General features: G+C 39.5%; 21 protein-coding genes. 7 read left to right on the forward strand and 14 right to left on the reverse strand.

Annotated features, from left to right (window positions below):
* Positions 1–3: 3 nt before the first annotated feature.
* The 11 genes from DHD80_RS11450 to DHD80_RS11500 all read right to left on the reverse strand — a co-directional run bounded on the left by DHD80_RS11450 (position 4) and on the right by DHD80_RS11500 (position 13,456).
* Positions 4–2,463, reverse strand: a complete 2,460-nt coding sequence (locus DHD80_RS11450) for a multicopper oxidase domain-containing protein (RefSeq protein WP_251741316.1) — start codon at positions 2,461–2,463, stop codon at positions 4–6.
* Between the two features lie 158 nt (positions 2,464–2,621).
* The gene (locus DHD80_RS11455; protein WP_251741317.1) at positions 2,622–3,113 is read right to left on the reverse strand and encodes a DUF305 domain-containing protein; all 492 of its coding nucleotides are present in this window, start codon (positions 3,111–3,113) and stop codon (positions 2,622–2,624) included.
* Between the two features lie 32 nt (positions 3,114–3,145).
* Positions 3,146–3,694 (reverse strand): DUF3347 domain-containing protein, encoded by a 549-nt coding sequence (locus tag DHD80_RS11460; protein WP_251741318.1) that lies wholly within the window; start codon positions 3,692–3,694, stop codon positions 3,146–3,148.
* A 73-nt stretch (positions 3,695–3,767) separates the two neighbouring features.
* Positions 3,768–4,337 carry an AraC family transcriptional regulator gene (locus tag DHD80_RS11465; protein WP_251741319.1) on the reverse strand — a complete coding sequence of 190 codons (570 nt, stop codon included), beginning with the start codon at positions 4,335–4,337 and terminating at the stop codon, positions 3,768–3,770.
* Between the two features lie 29 nt (positions 4,338–4,366).
* A complete protein-coding gene (locus tag DHD80_RS11470; protein ID WP_251741320.1) occupies positions 4,367–4,936 on the reverse strand; it encodes a DUF2911 domain-containing protein in 570 nt (189 codons plus the stop codon).
* A gap of 8 nt (positions 4,937–4,944) precedes the next feature.
* A complete protein-coding gene (locus DHD80_RS11475) occupies positions 4,945–5,484 on the reverse strand; it encodes a nuclear transport factor 2 family protein (protein WP_251741321.1) in 540 nt (179 codons plus the stop codon).
* Positions 5,485–5,507: 23 nt separating this feature from the next.
* Complete coding sequence (locus tag DHD80_RS11480) at positions 5,508–7,223, reverse strand: efflux RND transporter periplasmic adaptor subunit (RefSeq protein ID WP_251741322.1); 1,716 nt, start codon at positions 7,221–7,223, stop codon at positions 5,508–5,510.
* A 160-nt stretch (positions 7,224–7,383) separates the two neighbouring features.
* The gene (locus DHD80_RS11485; RefSeq protein ID WP_251741323.1) at positions 7,384–8,742 is read right to left on the reverse strand and encodes a TolC family protein; all 1,359 of its coding nucleotides are present in this window, start codon (positions 8,740–8,742) and stop codon (positions 7,384–7,386) included.
* Entirely contained in the window at positions 8,732–9,100 is a 369-nt protein-coding gene (locus tag DHD80_RS11490) for a four helix bundle protein (RefSeq protein ID WP_251741324.1), read from the reverse strand. The genes DHD80_RS11485 and DHD80_RS11490 overlap by 11 nt, the downstream gene beginning before the upstream one ends.
* A gap of 102 nt (positions 9,101–9,202) precedes the next feature.
* Positions 9,203–12,961, reverse strand: coding sequence for an efflux RND transporter permease subunit (locus tag DHD80_RS11495; protein ID WP_251741325.1), 3,759 nt, complete (start codon positions 12,959–12,961; stop codon positions 9,203–9,205).
* Between the two features lie 102 nt (positions 12,962–13,063).
* A complete protein-coding gene (locus tag DHD80_RS11500; protein WP_251741326.1) occupies positions 13,064–13,456 on the reverse strand; it encodes a hypothetical protein in 393 nt (130 codons plus the stop codon).
* A gap of 160 nt (positions 13,457–13,616) precedes the next feature.
* On the opposite strand from DHD80_RS11500, the gene DHD80_RS11505 reads away from it, so the two are divergent.
* The 4 genes from DHD80_RS11505 (at position 13,617) to DHD80_RS11520 (ending at position 16,132) form a co-directional block, all read left to right on the forward strand.
* Positions 13,617–14,078, forward strand: coding sequence for a hypothetical protein (locus DHD80_RS11505; RefSeq protein WP_251741327.1), 462 nt, complete (start codon positions 13,617–13,619; stop codon positions 14,076–14,078).
* A gap of 123 nt (positions 14,079–14,201) precedes the next feature.
* Complete coding sequence (locus tag DHD80_RS11510; protein WP_251741328.1) at positions 14,202–14,609, forward strand: cytochrome c; 408 nt, start codon at positions 14,202–14,204, stop codon at positions 14,607–14,609.
* Positions 14,606–15,787: a hypothetical protein gene (locus tag DHD80_RS11515; protein WP_251741329.1), complete on the forward strand. Its 1,182-nt coding sequence runs from the start codon at positions 14,606–14,608 to the stop codon at positions 15,785–15,787. Before DHD80_RS11510 ends, DHD80_RS11515 begins: the two co-directional genes overlap by 4 nt.
* A 24-nt stretch (positions 15,788–15,811) precedes the next feature.
* Positions 15,812–16,132 carry a hypothetical protein gene (locus tag DHD80_RS11520; RefSeq protein ID WP_251741330.1) on the forward strand — a complete coding sequence of 107 codons (321 nt, stop codon included), beginning with the start codon at positions 15,812–15,814 and terminating at the stop codon, positions 16,130–16,132.
* A 109-nt stretch (positions 16,133–16,241) separates the two neighbouring features.
* Here DHD80_RS11520 and DHD80_RS11525 read toward each other — a convergent pair whose 3' ends face one another.
* Entirely contained in the window at positions 16,242–16,694 is a 453-nt protein-coding gene (locus tag DHD80_RS11525) for an exosortase F system-associated protein (RefSeq protein ID WP_251741331.1), read from the reverse strand.
* Positions 16,679–17,224 carry an exosortase family protein XrtF gene (xrtF, locus tag DHD80_RS11530; protein WP_251741332.1) on the reverse strand — a complete coding sequence of 182 codons (546 nt, stop codon included), beginning with the start codon at positions 17,222–17,224 and terminating at the stop codon, positions 16,679–16,681. The genes DHD80_RS11525 and xrtF overlap by 16 nt, the downstream gene beginning before the upstream one ends.
* Before the next feature lie 89 nt (positions 17,225–17,313).
* Between xrtF and DHD80_RS11535 the strand changes: the two genes are divergently transcribed.
* A complete protein-coding gene (locus DHD80_RS11535; RefSeq protein ID WP_251741333.1) occupies positions 17,314–17,772 on the forward strand; it encodes a GAF domain-containing protein in 459 nt (152 codons plus the stop codon).
* Positions 17,773–17,919: 147 nt separating this feature from the next.
* Here DHD80_RS11535 and DHD80_RS11540 read toward each other — a convergent pair whose 3' ends face one another.
* Complete coding sequence (locus DHD80_RS11540) at positions 17,920–19,170, reverse strand: ABC transporter permease (RefSeq protein WP_251741334.1); 1,251 nt, start codon at positions 19,168–19,170, stop codon at positions 17,920–17,922.
* A gap of 146 nt (positions 19,171–19,316) precedes the next feature.
* Here DHD80_RS11540 and purH point away from each other — a divergent pair, with 146 nt between their 5' ends.
* Positions 19,317–20,849 carry a bifunctional phosphoribosylaminoimidazolecarboxamide formyltransferase/IMP cyclohydrolase gene (gene purH, locus DHD80_RS11545; protein ID WP_251741335.1) on the forward strand — a complete coding sequence of 511 codons (1,533 nt, stop codon included), beginning with the start codon at positions 19,317–19,319 and terminating at the stop codon, positions 20,847–20,849.
* A gap of 39 nt (positions 20,850–20,888) precedes the next feature.
* Entirely contained in the window at positions 20,889–21,917 is a 1,029-nt protein-coding gene (locus tag DHD80_RS11550) for a rod shape-determining protein (protein ID WP_251741336.1), read from the forward strand.

Genomic DNA, 21,917 nt, shown 5'->3' on the forward strand with positions numbered 1-21,917 from the left:
TGTTTAAAATCTTAGGGACAATCCTCCTCCCGCTCCAAAACGATTATCATAACTTCCCATTAATGAAAAGTTCTTACCTAGAAAATATTCCAGCCCGGCACTCCAGGTTTCTTCTTTTACAAAATCCTCCCCCTCAGGTAATTCATCTACCCAGCCAAAGTCAGCCTGAAATTCGTATGTCCCGAATATCGCAAGCTTAGGAAAGATCATAATCTCTCTTGCCAGGCTAACCTGAGGCCTCAATTTACTATCCAGCCTTACATCTAGAGCAAACATGTATGGGGTAAAATACCTAATCCCTCCAATGGCCGTAGTACTAAGTTCTTCCATACTATCCTCCATTTCATTTTCTACATTTACCCCTCCAAACAGCCGTACCCAATCGTTAAGGTAGTATTCATAAGAAAATTCAGCTTCGATATTTTGGTTCCATCCATACTCTGCCAAGGCAGTAAATTGATTCCTTATATTAGAACTAACAACATTAAGCTCGGTCATATGGGAAGCGGCATCCAGCATTCCCCAGGTGTAGAATTTATTGGTTTCTTTTACCAGTTTGCTTACAGGATAACGCTTCATACGCTCATCCCTCTTCGTATCATAACTTACTATCCTTGCCATTCCTGCGTCCATATGGTATAAAATGTGACAATGGAAAAACCAGTCACCATATTCGTTGCCATAAAACTCTATGGTAACCTCCTGCATAGGAGGTACATTCACTGTGTGTTTTAAAGGGGAATATTCTCCGTTTTCATTAATTACCCTAAAAAAGTGGCCATGCAGGTGCATGGGGTGGTGCATCATGGTTAGATTATTAAAAGTGATACGAGTAACCTCATCGCCTTTTATCTTAATTTTATCTGACTCTGAAAGTGGTACTCCGTTCAAACTCCAGACATAGCGGGACATATTACCGGTTAAGTTCAATAAAATATCTGTTACCGGAATGTCTTTATCGTAATTCGTTTTTTCAGGAGATCTTAAGTAGTCATAATTATACTGTGAAAACATACCTGCCTCGCCGGCAGACAGGTCCATGCCATGCATTTCATCTTGATTCATGCCTTTCATCTTATCCATCTGCATGTTTCCTTTTTTAGAGTCGGCCATTTTCATAGTATCCTTTTTCATCCCCATTTGATTATGATCCATCTTTGAGTGATCCATCTTCGTCATTACAGAGTCCTGCTTCATATCCATCTTTGAGTGATCCATTCCCGGCATATTCTCCTCTTTTTTCATGTTCATACCACCATGATCCATCCCTTCCATACCTACCCCTTCGGCAGGTGGGTTCATCTCATCCATTTGCATTCCCCATTTTTCTTTCATTTCATAGGGATCAACATTTTTTGGATTAAATTTTAGTGCAGGAGCGCCCATCTTCATTTTCATCTTAGCCATTTTCTGCATCATGGCAATTTTATCTGGTCTGGCTACGTCGGGCGCTGGAAGAACTCTTCCACTACCAAGAAAAGCCGAGGCTGTACCGGAACCATCCTGGGCCATAATTTTAAACTCCATTTTTCCGTCTTCAGGAATGGTAACTATAAAATCATAGGTTTCTGCTACGGCGATAAAGGTTTTATTCCTTTTTATCGGCACCACATCTACACCATCTGCTGAAACCAAGGTGGGCATATCCCCTCCAAAAGTCATCCAGAAAGAGGTGGATGCCGCCCCGTCTATAATTCGTAACCTTACTTTTTCACCGGGTTGAAATTCAGGATATTCAAGCTTTTCTTCACCATTAATTAAAAAAGCGGGATAGTATATATCTGCAATATCAGCTCCTTCCATTCGTTGTCTCCAAAAATCGACTTGTGCACCAAAGGCTCCACGTTTAATTACCTGATTAAGCGGGGTAGCCGTTCCCTTTTTAATATTGTACCACTCAGTCCCCCTCTTCAGAAATCTCAGTACATCTTTAGGTTTTTCATTGGTCCAATCTGAAAGTACCAACACCAGGTCTTGGTCATATTCCAAAACCTTCTCTTTTGGATGAATCAGCAAAGAACCATATACCCCACTTTGTTCCTGGAGCATCGTATGGGAATGGTACCAATAGGTACCATGTTGTTTTATCTCAAATTCATATTTAAAGGTTTCACCCGGTTTTATGGGCGGGGTGGTTAGATAGGGCACCCCATCAAAAAAATTGGGCAAAATCATCCCATGCCAGTGGATGGAAGTTTCCACATCCATTTTATTTTCCACATAGATCACAGCATATTCGCCTTCGGTAAATTCCAGGGTAGGGCCGGGAATACCTCCATTAATGGTCATTCCCATGACTTCTTTACCTTCCGCCTTGATCACCTTTTCCTGGTCTATGGTTAGGTTATATTCGTGAACTGGTAAATTATTGATGTTTCCTTCTACAGATTTTTCCATGTGCCGTTGACCATAAGAAATCATCATGGAACACATAGTTAATACTAAAAAAATATATTTTTTCATTCTTAAATATTAATGCCTACGCATTTAGGCTTCACAAGGCTTAAACAAACCTTAAATGATCGATACTATTTAAAATTTCTACGATGGTAATTTATAAAAGAGCCCACAGATTTTTACCTGCCCGTGACAGGAAACCTGTGGGTCTCGTTCCTTTAATACTATTCTTCGTTCTCCAGACGATAAATAATTTTTCTCATTTGTGCAATCTCCCTTTTCTGGGCTTCAATGATCTCTTCGGCCAATTTCTTTGTCTCTGGATCCTGTAGATCTGCCCGTTTACTGGTTAGAATTGCGATGGAGTGATGGGGAATCATAGCCTTCATATATAAAACATCTCCAATAATTGGCCTTTGCGCCCTTACCAATCCTAATGCGGCCACAAACAAAACAAGGCTGCCCACGTAGATGGCTATATTTTTTTTCCTATTCTTATACATTTTCAGCATAAGTGAAAGCATAATTACCGCCATTGCCGCAATCCCCAAACAAACCATATAAAATCTGGTTAAGCTGAAATAAACATGATCCCACTCATACGTATTCAGGTACATGGTGATATACATGGCTACAAAGGACAACCCCAGCATTAAAAAGAAATTACCGTAATTGTTTCCACTCATTTTGTGCTGCTTGTTTTCTTCTGAATTCATTATTTTTTGGTTTTTTGGTTGTTCGTTTATATTTATTTTTTAATTGTCTTTTTTACAGACCCACAATTCAACATTTTTTCACCGAAATATGGATTTTTTATCTCCGAAACATCAGCATACCAATAAGCCCCTTTTTTATTGAATGCCATTGGGCAGAATTTTTTATAAATGGTACCGCCGGAAAGCGCCTCTTCAAACATTGGTCCGGCCAATTCCGTAAATTCAGCAAATAGTTTACGTTGTGTTTCCAGGTCATCTGTATCGGCCATTTTTTCGGCAATCGTTTTCATAGCTGCACGCTCTTCTGAAAAGGAGTCGGCCATACTATTAGATATGTCTTTCACCTCCTTAACGTCGTCATTGGTCAAGGCCATTTTAATTTCCAGATAGTTATGCCAAATTTTACCAGTCATCCCATCTATAAAATCCTGATCGGCAACATCTGCCGTTTTCTTTTCTGCATTCTTAACCTCTTCAGGAGTGTTTATTTCTACCGATTGTTCCGCGGCTTTATCAACACAAGATGTAAGCGCAATGATCATCAACATGGCCATTCCAAAATTTAAAATTATTTTCTTCATTTCTTTTAGTTTTGATTTGAATGCTAAATTACAGGTTGACAAGCCCTTACAGTGTTATATTTCTGTAAAACTTCTACAAAATTCGGTCTAAAGAATTTCTAAAATTTTGCTCAAGTGTTTTATATTCCGAAAGATTCATCCCTGTTTCTGTTTTAAATTGCCTGGATAAATGGTTTACATTACTGTAATCCAGCAATTGACTAATTTGGGTAAAATTGTATTGTTTCGACTGAATAAGTTCTTTTACTTTCTCAATTTTCAGTCTAATAAAGTATTTTTCTATGGTAATATTTTCGGTATAGGAGAAAACCCTGCTTAAGCTGGAATATTTATAGTGTATTTCTTCTGATAAATAGTTGGAGAGCGTACCCTCTTTTTCTATAGGTAATTTTTGTAGGAGTTTTATGAGGCATAGTTTTACCTGTTCCACAAGAATCTGATCTGATCCCTGGATTTCTTCAAAACTATTCTGTTCAAGTACTTTCGTCAATTTAAGCTGATCTTCTTCTTTGTTTTCGGTTTTATAGACCACTTTTCCTAATTCTACCTCCTGGACAGCTACCCCTTCTTCTACTAATTCATTTGTAACTACTTTAATACATCTATCACAAACCATATTTTTAACAAAGACTTCTACAATCATAATTTGGCTGGTATTTTATTCTGAAATATTTACTCTTTAACGCTAAAAGGAATCTCAATTTTTAATTTTTCCCAGGCTAGCGAAATTCCCCCTTTATTCGCTCCTAGCTTATTTACTTCAAACGTTAATTCTTCCTGAAGGTTTTCCAGATTTACAGGTTCGGTTTCCAGTACTAATACATTTTTAGTTTCGTCATACTCATCTTTACCGTGTTGGTCCCAATGGCTGTTGAATATCACTTTCCAGGTTTCCTTTCCGGGAACGGTGAAAAATGCATATTTCCCTGCGGGCAAAGTCTTACCGTTAAAATTAAGGTCTTTACTGGTGTCCAGCCAGGTCACTTTATGCGCGCCAGATTGCCAAACACGGTCGTAACCAACAAGGCCGCCAAAGATCATCCTATCCCTTACCGAAGGAGATGAATAATCTATATGCACATGTGCATCCCCGATCATGGCCATGGCACTCGTGTGAGGGCTTAGGCTTTTCTTGGTAGTTTCCGCTTTTTTATCCATGTCATGGCCGTTGTGTTGGTCATGCTGCGCGTTAGTAGAAATACTTAAAACTGCGATAAAGATTATATAAATTAAATTTTTCATTTTTAAAATTATTGTTTGGGGTTATAGTTTCTTGATGAGGAATGGGTCTTGATTATTTTCCAGTTATCTCCCTGTTTCTTTAAAATGGAAGTAGCCACGCCTTTTTTCTGAATTTTCCGTGGTTCCCCATCCTTTTTATTCAATATAATGGTATAGATATAGGTTTCGGTAGTAAAAGCATAGGGTAAATCTACTTCCACGTCCAACGAATAATCTGAAAATTTAAAGCTTTCAAAATGTCCCAGTTCCGGGCCCAGGTGGTGGTCTATATATTCTTTATAGGCACCTTCAATCCCACCAGATTCATATACTTTCGCGCTGTCGGCAAATAATTCGAAAGTCCCTTTTGTGGTGAGGTTTTCCAGAGCATATTTGTAAGATCCCATCACCTTGGCAACGGCTTCTTTATGAGCTTTTGCAGTAATAGACGCTCTATTCTCAAATTGAATTTTTTCACCTGTTTTTTCTGAAGGTTTCTTATTTTCTTCGCAAGCATTAAAGCCTACCAGAATGACAAACAGTCCTATAATTAAAGTGAATTTTCTCATAATTTTTAATCTTAATTCGTTGGTTATAAGGTCTTGGTAGTTTCGCCACAAGTAAGCATTGCCTCACCGTAGTAGGGATTTTTCACTTCCTTAGAAAGGCTTAACCAATCTGCCCCTTTAGTGCTATTGGCCATAGGGCAATGTTGAATATATACCGCTTTATCCAGTGTTTCCATATTAGAAGCAAAAGCGATCATATTTTCTGAAAGCACTATAAAGTGATCCCGCTGGTTTTCGATATTGTCATTTTCTGAAATGGCCTCGAGCATACTCTTAATTTTATTGAGATGTTGAGTTTCCATTGCGCCCAGGTTTGAAATTTTAAGGCCTTCCACCTGCTGAAGCATATCGTTAGCGGAAGCTTTTGCAGCCTCTACATTGGTATTTACAAAGGCATCTTTTAATTCAAAATAGGCAGCGAGTACCGTGGTGAAATCCTTTTGAAAGGTGTCTGGCAATTTCATTTTCATACCCGCGGAATCTTCCTTTATTTTCCCCTGACTCATCATAGACTTTTTCCCTTGTAATTGCGCTGCGGCATCTACGGTAAAAGTCCCATTGGTAACGATTTCCTCATTCCCGTCAAGTCCAGATAAGACTTCGTAAGTATTGCCCATAGCGGCACCTAACTTTATTTCCCGCATTTCAAAAACAGGCTCATCAGGACTGGTTTTTACATAAACCAGAGAACGTTCCCCCGTCCATAAAACCGCACTTTTTGGAATATTTACATTAGATTCCTGAGCCTGTCCTGTATTCACTTCCAGTTTAGCCAGAACGAACATTCCGGGTTTTAGAATCTCATTTTTATTTTCCAGTACAGCCCGAACCCGAACTGTCCTACTCGCTGTATTTAATACAGGATCTATAAAGGAGATCGTGGCATCAAATTCTTTATCGGGATAGGCATTGGTGGTGACTTTAATCTTCTGACCTTCCTTTACACTGGATATCTGATTTTCATACGCATCAAAAACCGCCCAAATAGAATTTAAATTGGCGATTTTAAACATGGGTTGTCCTTGTTTTACGTAATCGCCTTCCTGCACCAATTTTTCGGTAACCGTTCCTGAAACCGTGGCGAAAACCGGAAAATTCTCCCTCACCTCCCCGGCTTCTTCAACAGCACTTATCTGAGAGTCTGATAATTTCCATAATTTCAGTTTATTTCGAACTGCATTATAAAGGGCGGGCTGACTTTCCTTCATTTTCGAAGCAGTAAGTAATTCCTGTTGCGCCGCTACCAGTTCCGGAGAATAAATAGTGGCCAGAAGTTGTCCTCGATTTACACTTTCACCCGTAAAATTAACATTAAGGTTTTCTATTCTCCCCCCAAAATAAGCTACCTGTACCGAGTTGTCTTCTTCATTTATCTGGATTTTCCCGGATAAATTCAGCGTATTCCCGCTACTTTCACTTCCCCCAACCTGAATCGTTTGAATATTAGCGAGGGCCATGGCATTTTCAGTCATTTTAAACTGATCTACACTTAAGCCAGATGCCGTCGCATCGGCAGGAATAAGTTCCATCCCGCAAATTGGGCAATCACCCGGCTCAGGTTGCATAATTTGTGGATGCATGGAACACGTCCACATTTGAGGATCTTCCCCTTCGTGATCGTGGCTTTCAGCCAGTTCGGTTCTTTCTTTTTTATTTTCCCCGGCCCCTGTTCCGAAGAAAAGGTATCCCAGCGCGAGCCCGCCCAGGAGGATTGCTGTGTAAATGATATACTTTTTCATAATGTTCTTTTTTATCTCTTATCTGTTGTCTTTTATCTTTTGTCTGTTGTAAGTAGTTGGTAGTTGGTAGTTGGTAGTCAAAAATTGAATTTGAATTTTCATCTACACTTTTTACTTTCAGTTTCTAACTTTTCCAGCTTCTAGCTTCAATTTTCGCTTTTTAATTACTCAAATAATTGATTACCGCAGATTGCATATAATAATTTTTAACCGCCTCGATAAGGCCTGTTTGAAATTTTAATTGTAATTCCTGTACCTCCAGGACATCATCAAAATCTATCGTGCCGGTTTCATAACTTTTAATCAGAATTTCTTCGGCATCATCCGCCTGTTCCAGGTTCCTTAAAAAAGTGTAGGCGGTTACTTTTGCTGAAGTACGACCGCTCAAAGCTTCCTCCAGTTTTGTTTGGAGCACGTTGAACCGTTGGCTTTTCTGAGCTTCTAATTCTTTTTGCCGAAGTTCATTTTGTCTGGTAACCGACTTATATTTATTGTTGAAAATTGGGATAAAAACCGAAACCATCGGCATAAGGATATCCTTACCATTATCGGCGAGGCTCATATCGGTGCGCTCCTGCACATTTATATAATCCAGCCCAAAGCCCAGTTTTGGTGCCGCTTCTTTCTGGTTCAGCTTTTCAGCTTCCGCCACCGACTCATAAAGCCGATCAAATTTTAATAATTCGGGATGCACCTCAGCTATACGTTCCCTCTCTACCGCTTCTTCCTGCGGAATAAAAAGGGAATCATAAACTTCTACCGAAAGATTCTGTTCCCGGTTGAGCAAATTGTTGAAAAGCACTTGCTGTGCATTAAATTCCTGTTCCAGACTCACTTTTTGCTGAGCAAGGTCATTTTGCCGCATTTGCAATCTTAACACATCCACCGCAGAAGCACTTCCCACTTCCAGGGAATTTAGTGCCAGTTCATGAAAGGTCTCCAGCAATTCTATATTCTCCTGCAACACTTTTTGTTTGGCACTATTGGCATATAGTTGGTAATAGCTCTGTGCCACAGAAAGGGTAAGCTTTCTCTTGGCGATAGCAACTTCCACGTATTCTGCATCTGCCATGGAACTGGCATAATTCTCCCTTGCCGTGATAGAACCAAACCAGGGAATCATTTGCCGGATAGATAATCGCTCTTTTTGTGCCCCCGTTCGGGTTTCCGGCTCACTTACAAAATATCCTACGCCAAATTCGGTATCAGGATAAGAATTCACTTCATTGATCTTTTCCTCTGCAATCTCATATCTTAAATTAAAAGCCTGGATTTCCGGATTGTTCTCTTCTGCTGTTTGGATGTAGCTTTGAAGTTGCTGCGCGCTTAATGAGTGAAAAGTGAAAAGTGAAAAGAATACTATCACCACGGAAGCTGGAAGTTGGAGACTGGAGGCTTGACGCTCGAAACTAAAAGCTAGAGGTTGTAGATTAGAATCTAAACCCAGGTATTTGAAAAATTTGATTTGAATAGCTTCCTGCATCAACTTCCAGCTTCGTATATTTTTTCTATTTTTCATGACTTTTCCAATTTTGGTGAAGTTTGGTGATCTTTCGGCCAATAACTGCATTTTTATCTTTCAATTTTTGAAAAGTATCAGCATTGATATATTCACAATCCAGAGAAAATTTCAACCAGGTTTCGACTTCAGCATTTGAACCTAGAGCATGAATCAAATGTTGTTTGAAAGTACTTTCATAATTTCTTTTAGCCCACCCTTCAGAAATATTTGCCGGCACCGATCTGCCTGCCCTAACTATTTGCGAGGTGAGTGAAAAAACCTCTTCTTTCGGAAATTTTCTGGTTAACCAGAAAATTTCCATAGCTAAATCATATGACTCTTTATAAATCTCCAAATCCTTAAAAGACTTAATCATAATATTTGTAATTTATATCCTTAATAAAACTTCCAACTTCCAACTTCCAACTTCCAACTTCCAACTTCCAACTTCCAACTTCCAACTTCCAACTTCCAACTTCTAGCTTCTAATTTTGGCTTCCTTCCTCCAACTAAACAATACCGGCACCACGAATAACGTGATCAATGCGATGAGCATTCCGCCGAAACTGGGGATGGCCATTGGGATCATAATATCGCTACCACGTCCCGTTGATGTTAAAATTGGTAATAGTGCAAGAATGGTAGTGGCTGTAGTCATTAAACAAGGCCGGATACGCTTTTCGCCCGCTTCTATTACTGAAGCCCTGATCTGGTCTTTGGTTTCTGTTACATTTTTATCAAAGGTCTGGGTCAGGTAGGTCGCCATCACTACTCCATCATCGGTAGCGATCCCAAAGAGGGCAATAAAACCAACCCATACCGCCACACTCAGATTAATAGGATGCATCTGGAATAAATCCCGGAGGTTTTCCCCAAAAAAGTTGAAATTCATAAACCAGTCCTGCCCGTAGAACCAGATCATTAAAAATCCGCCGGCAAAAGCTACCGCAATTCCCGTAAACACCATTAGGGAGGTGGAAACCGATTTAAACTGAAAATAAAGGATTAGGAAAATGATAACTAATGATAAAGGCACTACAATAGAGAGTGTTTTTTCTGCCCTTAGCTGATTCTCATAGGTCCCTGTAAAACGATAGTTAACCCCTTCTGGCACTACCAATTCTCCGGAATCAATTTTCTCCTGAATAAGTGCCTGGGCATTTTCTACCACATTTACCTCGGCATAACCATCTATCTTATCGAATAATACATAACCAATCAAAAAGGTATCCTCACTCTTAATCACCTGCGGGCCCTGTTCATATCTTATGTTTACCAGTTCGCTGAGTGGTACAGGACTTCCCCCTTCCACAGGCACATAAATACCATTGATATCCTCCGGGTTTGCCCTTAACTCTCGTGGGTAACGCACCCTAACCCCATAACGTTCCCGGCCTTCCACCGTCTGTGAAATTTGCATTCCGCCTACGGCTACTTCCAGGATTTGCTGCACATCTTCAATAGACACCCCATATCTCGCTAGCCGGTCACGTTTAATATCGATCAATAAATAAGGTTTCCCCACGATCCTGTCGGCAAAAACAGCTTCATCTTTTACTCCATCGGCCTCTTTTAGAATTTCTTCCAATTTTAAACCGAATGCTTCAATTTGTTGCAGGTTTTCGCCTTTTACTTTTATTCCCATAGGCGCCCGCATCCCGGTTTGGAGCATGACCAGTCGCGTTTCTATAGGTTGTAATTTTGGTGCCGAAGTAACCCCGGGTAATTTGGTGACTTTTACAATTTCGTTCCAGATATCGTCTGCTGATTCTATTCCTGGCCGCCAATTTCGAAAATATTCCCCATCCTCATCAGGCACCAATTGCTCCCGTTTGAGCCTTGTTGGATCGGAAACAAATTGAGATTCTTTATAATTTTCCCCCGATTGCACATCTTCATCAAGTTTTGTATTATGGTTTAAAGCCAATTTTCCATTTTTCAGCATAAAAAAACCATCCTCATTTACCTTATAGCGCTGGCGTTCCCCTTCAGCATTGCGCATATATTCAGATTTGTACTGGATGATATTTTCGTACATGGAAAGTGGGGCGGGATCCAGGGCAGATTCAGTTCTACCTGCTTTACCCACTACGGTTTCAATTTCAGGAATACTGGCCACGGCCATATCCAGTTGTTGCAACACGCGTTTATTTTCCTCCACACCGGCGTGTGGCATGGAAGTAGGCATCAGCAGAAAGGAACCTTCATTTAAAGAAGGCATAAATTCCTTGCCCGTATTACGCATAATAAAAAATCCAAAAATCACAATAACTGTAGGCATCAATAAGAACAGGATCTTGTTGGCCAGGGCCCAGCTCAAAATTCGGGTGTAATACTTTCTGAAAAGTGCAAAAACAGCCAGCAGTCCAAAGGCGATAAGGCCAACGAAAATAAGGTTCATAAATATGCTCCGATCAAAACCAAGCGGCCTCCAGTATTCAGCCAGTAGAAAAACGATCGCAAAGGCCGAAATAATGATATTGATGAGATTTGCCCTTTTTGGCGTGATCTTTTTCTGAAGGATCAGGATACCCGTTATCCCAAAAGCCACCAGAATAATTCCTGTAAAATAACCAAAAACCATAGCTATAATTCCTGCTAAGACAAGGATTGCATTAATACCATACCCTACACTGGCTTTGGTAGTCCTTTTCTTAAAAAAAGTAGCAGCAAAAGGCGGGATAAGGAATAATGCGACAATTAACGAAGCCGTTAGTGCCATAGTTTTGGTAAAAGCCAACGGCCAGAACAGTTTCCCCTCAGCCCCAATCATCGTAAATACAGGGATAAAACTGATAATTGTAGTAAGGACAGCTGTTAAGATCGCTCCGGAAACTTCAGAAGTCGCATTGTAAACAACAGCATTTATAGGAAGTTTATTTCCATGCTCATCTGTACTGAGTTCATCCAGGTGCCGCAGGATATTTTCAGATAGAATAACCCCGACGTCCACCATGGTTCCAATAGCGATGGCAATACCTGATAAGGCCACAATATTGGCCGGTACATTAAACAGCTTCATCGCAATAAAGACCATCAACACCGCAACCGGCAACAAGCCGGAAATTAGGACTGAAGCGCGTAAGTTGAAAACCATTACAATAATTACCAATATCGTGATTAAGATTTCCAGGGTCAGGGCCTCATTTAAAGTGCCCAGGGTCTCTTTTATCAATTCGGTACGATCATAAAAAGGAACGATGGTGACCTGGGAAACCGTTCCGTCTTTTAATTCTTTTGAAGGCAGTCCTCCACTAATCTCATCTATCTGCTCTTTTACATTATTGATCACTTCCAGTGGGTTCGCACCGTACCTTGCGACTACTACCCCACCAACTACTTCAGCACCTTCTTTGTCCAGGATGCCCCGTCTTTGTGCCGGGCCTAAAGTCACTTTTGCAATATCCTTGATCCTTACCGAAGTATAATCTTTTGAAGTTACCACGGCATTTTCGATATCCTCAACAGATTTTACATAACCCAGTCCGCGAACCAGGTATTCGGCATTATTGATCTCCAGCGTTTGTGCACCGATATCCCGGTTGCTCTCTTTTACCGCCATGACCACTTCCTTTAATCCAATATCGTACTGGCGCATTAGTTCGGGGTTCACATCGATTTGATATTCCTGAACATAGCCTCCAATAGAAGCGACTTCTGAAACTCCGCTTGCTCCTGAAAGAGCATACTTCACATAATAATCCTGGATACTTCTTAGCTCGTGTAAATCCCAGCCGCCGGTAACATTTCCATCTTTATCACGCCCTTCTAAGGTGTACCAGTAAATCTGGCCCAAGCCGGTAGCATCTGGCCCCAAAGCAGGATTTACGCCATCTGGCAATAAGTTTGAAGGAAGGGAATTCAGTTTTTCGAGGATCCTGCTTCGGCTCCAATAGAATTCAATATCTTCTTCAAAAATGATATAGATACTGGAGAAACCGAACATGGAAGAACTCCTGATGGTTTTTACCCCGGGAATTCCCAGTAAAGAAGTAGTGAGCGGGTAGGTGATCTGATCCTCAATATCCTGCGGCGAGCGCCCGGGCCATTTGGTAAAAACAATTTGCTGGTTTTCACCAATATCTGGGATCGCATCCACCGCTACGGGATCTGAAGGCAGGAAGCCTGTGTCCCAATTAAAGGGAGCATTTACAGTACCCCAGCCTACAAAAAGAACCAGTAATAGTACTGCTATGAGTTTATTTTCTATTAAGAATTTAATGCCTTTGTTCAGCATAATATTTCAATTATCAAATTTTAAAATCGATTAAAGCCGCTTGTAGAAATGAGGCTATTGCCGGATTCAAATATGAACCGGTAAGTGTCTAAAATTCAATAATCAAATAAGGAAAACCTGATCATTCAGCTGAATATCGCTAACGATCAAAGGAGGGGAATAATCTTTAAAAGGAATGGACTGTTTTGGAAGTGTTTCAAACAGTTCAAAATAGGTAAATGTAAAAGTGGTGATGAATAATTGCTGGTTAAAATCGAAAGTATCAAATGAAAGATTTAATTCATCCTGACCTTCAACTGAAACTTTTTCATTAGAACAACAGTGATCTTCAACATTCTCGCTCATCTGCATTCCACATGTATTCGCCTTGGAGAACACAGCAGTATCAATGAGATCACTTCCGCAGAAATGTTTATCAACCGTAAAGGACAGGGTTGAAAACATTACCAGAAAGGCCATGCTCAAAGAAATGATATGCTGAAATGCTTTTTTCATCGGGTACAAAAGTACAAAAAATATAGGTTTGGGCAACAATGTTTATTGTATTCCAAGATTGAGGCAAACATAGAGATAAGATATAAACTGAAATATGACCAATATCATATTCTAGATAAAATCCATCTTATAAATTTAACCTTGTTTAAAAGAAAGCTTTATGGATTTTTCACAAAAGCATATTACATTAAAAAATAAGTCTCTGACGAAAGTTTTCTTTTTAAGAATATTATCCATTTTTTTATCATTGGGGGTTTTGTTCGCCACCATGTCGTTTTCAGTCAATACGCACTATTGCTGTAACGAACTGGTTGCCACATCCTTTTTTATTAAAGCTAAAAATTGTAATTATAAGATCCCCGATAAACGCCCGAAAATATGTGTTATCAATGAGGCTGCCTGCTGCCAGGATAAGTTTATTGCAAAAACAGGACGAGAGGATTTAAAAAAGGTGGATTATATAGTAAACCTTTATCCTTTTGCTTTATCCAACACTTCTATCTACCCCTATAATATTGACCTTTTTGAAGGACTTCAGCAAAAAAATGCTCAATTTATACATTACTCCCCACCCCTTATATCCAAGGATATCCTCATTCTCCATGAAACTTTCCTGATTTGATCCTTTAGAATAGAAATAATACAGGTTTTAAAACTTTGAGGTTGTTCTTAGGGAAATCTTAAAAGCAAACTAATATCAAAGAATTAAGAATAGTTCATCTATCACTAGAAATTTATAATAATTATGAAAACGAAACAATACATATTAAAAATAAGCCTTGTATCAGCTATATTTTTGCTGTTCGCAGGCTTTAATAGCTTTGCCCAGGAAAAATGGGTAGCACCCGAGAGTGCCGATAAAATAACCAACCCTGTAAAGAATGATGCCAGTGCTACAGCCTCAGGTAAAAAGCTTTTTAACTCCTTATGTTCTGTATGCCATGGACCAAAAGGAAGAGGAGATGGTATGGCCGGGGCCGGCCTCACTCCAAAACCCGCAAATCTAAGTAGCGAGACCGTACAAGCTCAAAGCGATGGCGTTCTGTTCTGGAAACTAACAGAAGGCCGTACCCCCATGCCTGCTTACAAAACTTCCATCCCAGAGAATAAAAGGTGGGAAATTATCAACTATATAAGGACACTTAAAAAATGAAAAATCTAATAATATTTTTACTCGCACTTTCATTCGGTAGTCAGTTCTACGGGCAGACTTATAACAATTTTGAGCCTAGCAAGACTCAGTTTATGATTCGGGGCTACGGGCATACCGGCTTTAACTATATGGATTCCGGTGATGAAAAAGAATCGTCGTATGTAGGTTCGGCATTCGCCCCCATCTTTTTATTCAAGCATTCCGATAAATTGATGTTTGAAGCTGAACTTGAATTTGAGCTTGAAAACAATAACCTTGAAATAGGCCTGGAATATGCAGACGTCATGTATGTTCTAAATAAGAATATGACAATTAGAGCCGGTAAATTCATCCTCCCTTTCGGAACTTTTATGGAACGCCTACACCCGGCATGGATCAACCGGCTAACAACCAGGCCCCTGGGTTTTGGACATGACGGGATTGCCCCCGCTTCGGGAGTTGGAGTGGAATTAAGGGGCGTATTTGATCTTGGGGGATCAAGCCTGAATTATTCGGTCTACTCTACCAACGGACCACGCTTAAAAGATGGAAACGTTGAACCTGAAGAGGCAGGAATGCTGATGTTTGAGAATTTTGAGGACAATAACCTGAGTAAGGCCATTGGTGGCCGCCTTGGCTTATTACCATTTGCAGATTCTTCAACCGAAGTAGGTTTCTCTGCCTATTCTACAAATGGAGTTGGGGAGAAAGATTCAGAATATGAAGACATAGGTGCTTTTCTATACGCCCTGGATTTTTCCTTTGTAAAACAAGTGACCCCTTTAAAAGGCATAATCGACTTCAAGGCCCAGTATAATAATTCTAATGTAGATACGGCCGAATTTGCTGAAGCCCACGGGGAAGAGGGGGAATTAGAGGAAGTAGAAGGGGAAGAGGTATATAGCTTTGAAAATAAAAGTAATTCATTTTACACCCAGTTGAGTTACCGTCCTACAATGGCTGGAAGCGATTTTATTAGAAAGTTGGAGCTGGTAGGAAGGTTTTCCAATTTTAATACCCCTGAAGGAGCTGAATGGGAAGAAAAATCCAACCAATATGCTTTTGGTATCAACTATTGGCTTACCTGGCGGTCTGTAATAAAATTAAGTTATCAAACTACTGAGACCGAAGGCGGGCACGGTGACTCCGGGATTACCAATACAGATGGATTTTTTGTGCATTGGGCTATAGGATTTTAATTATGATATTCAAAATTTAGAGATATGAAAACATTATATAGAATACTTATTGGCAGTTTAATGATCTTTGCAATTAGTATAAGTATTATCGCATGCTCCACTAAAAAGGATGTTTATACAGAGGTGCCGGATACTGAAGTTGCTGATATGGGAGAGGAATTCAAAATTGAAAAATCTGGGGCCCAATTGTGGGGCGAAGTTTGTAACCGCTGTCATTTGGCACCATCCCCGGCAGATTACAACGATACTGACTGGGAGACTATAAGCCTTCATATGAGGGTAAGGGCTAATTTAACAGAGAAGGAAATAACGGGCATTAAGGGATTCCTCCAATCAGCGAATTAAATTTCCTTAAAAGAAAAGAAGATTTAACGAAATAAAACTTCACCTCCACGAAAATTGTTTGGTTTAAACATCAATAGAATATCGGACTATTTAAGTGGAGGTGAAAAAATTAGTTCATCCGCTTACGGCTCAAATGGTAATAATAAAAGGCCGGTATAAGAATAAGGATAAAGAGCGGATGAATTAGAAAACGGCGTACATAGAATAGGGCGAGATAATGTTCGCGTTCAATATTCAATACTAAAAAAATGAACGCAACAACTCCCAGAAGATATAAGACAGCATACAGTATCACAGAAAATTTTAAAATATTGATATTCTGGAATGCGATATAAATTATTGCCAGACAAATAAACGTATTCATGATAAACCTAAACGTTAAATTCAGCATGAGCTCGGCCATATCCATTGGCGGAATGATATGAAGTAAATAATCTGATCTAAAAAAATTGATCAAGGGATCGTAAAAAAGACTGTTTTCAAAAAATCTAATAGCAACCAGCATAATTACCAAAATGCTTATCAATATTACACGATATCGGGTTTTTATCTTTTTTTCCATCGCGAGTAAATTCTAACCCAAGTTAACCAAAGTATAAAAACGGTTCCGTAGATAGCCAAAGGAAAAAATAAAGTATGTAAATAATCTGAATATTGCGGATATTCATAAAGCCCTACAGAAAGTAGCACAATGCGGAAAATATTTATGACATAAATAATCACGGATCCTGCAAAAATAAACAATAAGGTCGTAGAAGCTTTTCCGAAGAAGGCCAGCACAAAACTGGTAAAAAGGATAATAATACTCACTGAATTACAACCCTCAACGATACCGGCCAGAAAAACATCTTCCACCATAAGCATCATGGAAAGTCCAGAATGATGCATGACCACATTTACTTCGTAGCCTAAATTTGCCAAAACCTCGCCACTTTGACAGGCAACCAACTGTGTTATAGGATCAGGAACCGGGTGTTTTGTATCATATAATATTAAAAAACCGCTGTATAAACTCGAAAGAAGAAAATAGCTTCCCAAAAAGATGAAAATAAATCGAAGGACCAGGCGGTATTTTCGGAATAATTTGAGCAAAGTTTAGATTCGGATTTTAACAAATTTATAGAATTGAACCAAGCATATAACAGAGGAAATTAAATACTTTTGCACTAAAGATTGTTAATATGCCCTTTCAAAAATTAAGACCACAGGTTAAGGATATTCTAAATAATGAGAAGCTCTCTGTAGATCATCGTTTATCCCAGGTATGCGAATTATTGCAAACCAATATTCCTTATTATGACTGGGTTGGTTTTTATTTTAAAAACGGTGACAAAGAAGAATTAAAATTGCGGTCTTTCGCGGGCGAACCTACAGATCATGATATTATCCCCTTTGGAAAAGGAATTTGCGGACAAGTAGCGCTTTCCAATAAAAATTTTGTGGTACCCGACGTAAAAGCTCAAAACAATTATATCGCATGTAGCATTTATGTGAAAGCAGAGATTGTAATTCCTTTATTTCTGAATGGGGAAAATATTGGCCAGATAGATATAGACAGTCATACGGAAGACCCATTTTCACATGAAGATGAATTATTTCTTGAATTTGTTAACGCAGAGGTGGCGGGAATACTTTCTTAGTACAAAGCTGGAAAGTTGGATTGTCGGAAATTAGTGAAAAGTGAAAAAAAATTTGAATTTTGAATTCCTGAACGAAATTACCCCCTTACGAACTACAGGCTATAGATTACAGACTACTAACCCGTAAAACTCCGAACTCCGAACTAATCAATACCCCGTCCTAATCGCTTCAACAGGATCTAATTTAGATGCTGAAATTGCCGGGATGATTCCCGAGATCAATCCAATCACTGCAGAAACCGCTAAACCAATGGAAATATTCCAGGCGGAAAGCACAAAATCAAAATCCCCCGTAAAATTCGAGGCTATAATCGAAACAATATAAACCAAAAGTAAACCCACCAGTCCCCCAATAACTGAAAGGATCACCGCTTCAAATAAGAATTGAGAAAGAATAAACCTGTTTTTGGCCCCAAGTGATTTTTGGATCCCAATAAGGTTGGTTCGTTCTTTCACACTCACAAACATAATATTCGCAATTCCAAAACCACCTACTAATAGGGAAAATCCGCTGATAACCAAACCTATGATATTCAGTTGCCCGGTGATATTATCGATAAAATCTGCGAATCCCTGTAACTGATTTACAAAAAAAGTATTCACATCCCCCGGTTTTATCCCCCGAAGGCTTCGTAATTGTTGTTCTAATAAGGCAATAAATTCTTCGTTATCCACTCCATCTTCAGGCTTGATCACTATCTGCGGAAAAACTACATTTTTAGTAGTGCCATAAATCCTTCTGGCAAAATTAGCCGGGACAAAAGCCTGGCCATCACGGGAACCAAATAAAGACTGTCCCTGCTTCTTTAGTACTCCAATCACCGTGGCCCTTCTTCCGTAGATCCGAACTTCTTTACCTATTGGACTTATTTCACCAAACAAATTGGTGGCCACTTCACTTCCTAAAATGAGAAGAGGATTACCGCTAACAGATTCGGCTTCGTTAAAAAACCTGCCTTCCTCCAGTTCCATGGCTTCAATGTCGTAATATTCATGGGTTACCGCTCCTACATCTACGCTGGTACTCGTAATGTCTCCGTACTTTAATGTGCCCTGTGGAACTCCTAAAGCAAAACTCACTGCTTCAACATCAGGAAGATTACGCTTGATATACTGGTATTCATCATAAGTAACATCGGGAAATTGCTGCGTTTTCCATCGTGGAATCTCTGTTGGACCAAAGCTAAAGCGCATCACGATAATTGTGCTATTATCCAGAGAGCTTAAACTACCTTTAATGTTTTTCTGAAGGGAATCTACGGCAGCCAGAACCGCTATAATAGAGAATATACCAATCGTTACTCCCAGTAAAGAAAGAAAAGTACGAAGCTTGTTATTGGTAAGAGCGCTAATGGCAAAATTAAAACTCTCTTTTAATACGCGTAAATAGATTAGCATAGGATAAATTAAGCTGTTCTGCTGAAATTTAAAGATAGGACGTAACTCCTAAAAATTTGTTACAAAATTTCTTAATAATTAGTCCGGGCAGCTTTATGATTTTTGCCTTTATTGGTTACTTTTGCAGCATTAACAAACACAACATAATGAGTGATTTAAAACAAGCGAAATCTGCTTTAATTTCTGTTTTTAGTAAGGATGGTTTAGAACCAATAGTTCGAAAACTGGATAAACTTGGGGTTACTTTATATTCTACCGGAGGAACCGAAAAATTTATCAAGGATCTTGGCATTAATGTAATTCCTGTTGAAGATGTCACCTCTTATCCATCTATTTTAGGCGGAAGGGTAAAAACCTTGCACCCTAAAGTTTTTGGTGGAATTTTAAACCGGCAGGATGTTGAAAGCGATGTAGCGGAAATCGAAAAATTTGAAATCCCCCAGCTTGATATTGTGATTGTAGATCTATATCCCTTTGAAAAAACCGTGGCTTCGGGTGCTTCAGAAGAGGATATAATTGAAAAAATAGATATAGGCGGGATTTCCCTTATTCGCGCTGCTGCAAAAAATTTCAAAGATGTGCTCTGTGTTTCTTCGGTAGACGATTATTCAGAATTTCTAGATTTACTGCAAAATAAAGATGGAAATTCCACATTAGCCGATAGAAAATTATTCGCCGCAAAAGCCTTCAATGTTTCATCACATTACGATTCGGCCATTTTCAATTATTTCAATCAGGATGGTGCGATTGCTTCATTTAAACAAAGTGAACTTTCCGGAAAGGAATTAAGATATGGTGAAAATCCGCATCAAAAAGGGACTTTTTATGGAGATTTTGAAGCAATTTTTGACCAGTTACATGGGAAAGAATTATCTTACAACAACTTGTTGGATGTTGATGCTGCCGTAAACCTGATGCAGGAATTCAAAGGAGAAGCACCTACTTTTGCTATTTTAAAACATAACAATGCCTGCGGTCTTGCCCAAAGGGATTCTATTCATCAGGCATATGTAGATGCTTTAGCGGGAGATCCCGTTTCAGCCTTTGGCGGAGTTCTTATTAGTAATGTGAAAATTGATAAGGCCACTGCTGAAGAGATCCACAAACTTTTTTGTGAAGTGGTGATTGCACCTTCTTATTCAGAAGAAGCCGTACAACTTTTAAAAGGCAAGAAAAACAGGATCATTTTGATCCAAAAAGAGATGGATCTAGCTGCAACCCAGGTAAGGACTTGCCTTAATGGTGTTTTGGTGCAGGATAAAGATGCAAAGACTGATCGTGAGGAAGATTTAAAGCAGGTGACCAATAATAAACCGACAGATAGTGAGTTATCTGACATGATATTTGCCTCTAAAATTTGCAAGCACACAAAATCAAATACTATCGTTTTAGCGAAAAACAAACAACTTTACGCGAGCGGGACAGGACAAACTTCCAGAGTTGATGCCTTACGCCAAAGTATAGAAAAAGCAAAATCCTTCAAATTTGATTTAAACGGCGCGGTCATGGCCAGTGACGCTTTTTTCCCGTTTCCAGATTGTGTTGAAATTGCAGGGAATGAGGGAATATCAGCAGTAATCCAGCCTGGGGGCTCAATAAAAGATGAGTTGAGCATCAATTATTGCAACGCTAATAATATAGCCATGGTAATGACAGGGACACGCCATTTTAAACATTAATTTTATTACATTTACCAAACCTCAACATCAAAACATACTATGGGATTTTTTGACTTTCTCATTGAAGAAATAGCAATCGACTTAGGCACCGCCAACACTTTAATAATTCATAACGACAAGGTAGTGGTAGACAGCCCTTCCATTGTTGCCCGGGACAGGACTTCCGGTAAAATTACTGCCGTAGGAAAGGAAGCCGCCATGATGCAGGGAAAAACCCATGAAAACATCAAAACGATCAGACCTTTAAAAGATGGTGTAATCGCCGATTTTGATGCCAGTGAGAAAATGCTCACTATGTTCATAAAGGAAATCCCTGCACTAAAAAAGAAATTATTTACCCCCGCCCTGCGTATGGTGATTTGTATCCCGTCTGGAATTACAGAAGTGGAAATGCGCGCTGTAAAAGAAAGTGCGGAAAGGGTAAATGGAAAAGAAGTTTATCTTATCCACGAACCTATGGCGGCAGCTATTGGTATTGGAGTGGATATCATGCAACCTAAAGGAAACATGATCGTGGATATAGGAGGAGGAACTACAGAAATTGCAGTAATTGCGCTAGGAGGAATCGTTTGTGACAAATCGGTGAAGATCGCCGGTGATGTTTTTACCAACGATATCGTGTATTATATGAGGACGCAGCACAACCTGTATGTTGGGGAACGTACTGCGGAAAAAATTAAAATTCAGATAGGTGCGGCGACTGAAGATCTTGAAGTGCCACCAGATGAAATGAGTGTACAGGGTCGGGATCTTTTAACCGGAAAACCCAAACAAGTCAATATTTCCTATCGGGAGATCGCCAAAGCCCTGGATAAATCAATTCTCAGGATCGAAGACGCCGTTATGGAAACCTTATCCCAGACGCCCCCGGAACTTGCCGCAGATATTTATAATACCGGGATTTACCTGGCCGGTGGTGGTTCTATGCTTAGAGGTTTGGATAAGCGTTTATCGCAAAAGACAGATCTTCCCGTATATATTGCTGAAGATCCTTTGAGGGCCGTAGTACGTGGCACTGGTATTACTTTGAAAAACCTGAGCAGGTACAAAGGTATTTTGATCAAGTAG

Source organism: Gramella sp. AN32 (assembly GCF_023718305.1).
GTDB lineage: Bacteria > Bacteroidota > Bacteroidia > Flavobacteriales > Flavobacteriaceae > Christiangramia > Christiangramia antarctica.

Coding starts and splice junctions, on each gene's coding strand:
- DHD80_RS11450 (WP_251741316.1), bottom strand. CDS start 2,463: ATGAAAAAATATATTTTTTTAGTATTAACTATGTGTTCCATGATGATT.
- DHD80_RS11455 (WP_251741317.1), bottom strand. CDS start 3,113: ATGAATTCAGAAGAAAACAAGCAGCACAAAATGAGTGGAAACAATTAC.
- DHD80_RS11460 (WP_251741318.1), bottom strand. CDS start 3,694: ATGAAGAAAATAATTTTAAATTTTGGAATGGCCATGTTGATGATCATT.
- DHD80_RS11465 (WP_251741319.1), bottom strand. CDS start 4,337: ATGATTGTAGAAGTCTTTGTTAAAAATATGGTTTGTGATAGATGTATT.
- DHD80_RS11470 (WP_251741320.1), bottom strand. CDS start 4,936: ATGAAAAATTTAATTTATATAATCTTTATCGCAGTTTTAAGTATTTCT.
- DHD80_RS11475 (WP_251741321.1), bottom strand. CDS start 5,484: ATGAGAAAATTCACTTTAATTATAGGACTGTTTGTCATTCTGGTAGGC.
- DHD80_RS11480 (WP_251741322.1), bottom strand. CDS start 7,223: ATGAAAAAGTATATCATTTACACAGCAATCCTCCTGGGCGGGCTCGCG.
- DHD80_RS11485 (WP_251741323.1), bottom strand. CDS start 8,742: ATGAAAAATAGAAAAAATATACGAAGCTGGAAGTTGATGCAGGAAGCT.
- DHD80_RS11490 (WP_251741324.1), bottom strand. CDS start 9,100: ATGATTAAGTCTTTTAAGGATTTGGAGATTTATAAAGAGTCATATGAT.
- DHD80_RS11495 (WP_251741325.1), bottom strand. CDS start 12,961: ATGCTGAACAAAGGCATTAAATTCTTAATAGAAAATAAACTCATAGCA.
- DHD80_RS11500 (WP_251741326.1), bottom strand. CDS start 13,456: ATGAAAAAAGCATTTCAGCATATCATTTCTTTGAGCATGGCCTTTCTG.
- DHD80_RS11505 (WP_251741327.1), top strand. CDS start 13,617: ATGGATTTTTCACAAAAGCATATTACATTAAAAAATAAGTCTCTGACG.
- DHD80_RS11510 (WP_251741328.1), top strand. CDS start 14,202: ATGAAAACGAAACAATACATATTAAAAATAAGCCTTGTATCAGCTATA.
- DHD80_RS11515 (WP_251741329.1), top strand. CDS start 14,606: ATGAAAAATCTAATAATATTTTTACTCGCACTTTCATTCGGTAGTCAG.
- DHD80_RS11520 (WP_251741330.1), top strand. CDS start 15,812: ATGAAAACATTATATAGAATACTTATTGGCAGTTTAATGATCTTTGCA.
- DHD80_RS11525 (WP_251741331.1), bottom strand. CDS start 16,694: ATGGAAAAAAAGATAAAAACCCGATATCGTGTAATATTGATAAGCATT.
- DHD80_RS11535 (WP_251741333.1), top strand. CDS start 17,314: ATGCCCTTTCAAAAATTAAGACCACAGGTTAAGGATATTCTAAATAAT.
- DHD80_RS11540 (WP_251741334.1), bottom strand. CDS start 19,170: ATGCTAATCTATTTACGCGTATTAAAAGAGAGTTTTAATTTTGCCATT.
- purH (WP_251741335.1), top strand. CDS start 19,317: ATGAGTGATTTAAAACAAGCGAAATCTGCTTTAATTTCTGTTTTTAGT.
- DHD80_RS11550 (WP_251741336.1), top strand. CDS start 20,889: ATGGGATTTTTTGACTTTCTCATTGAAGAAATAGCAATCGACTTAGGC.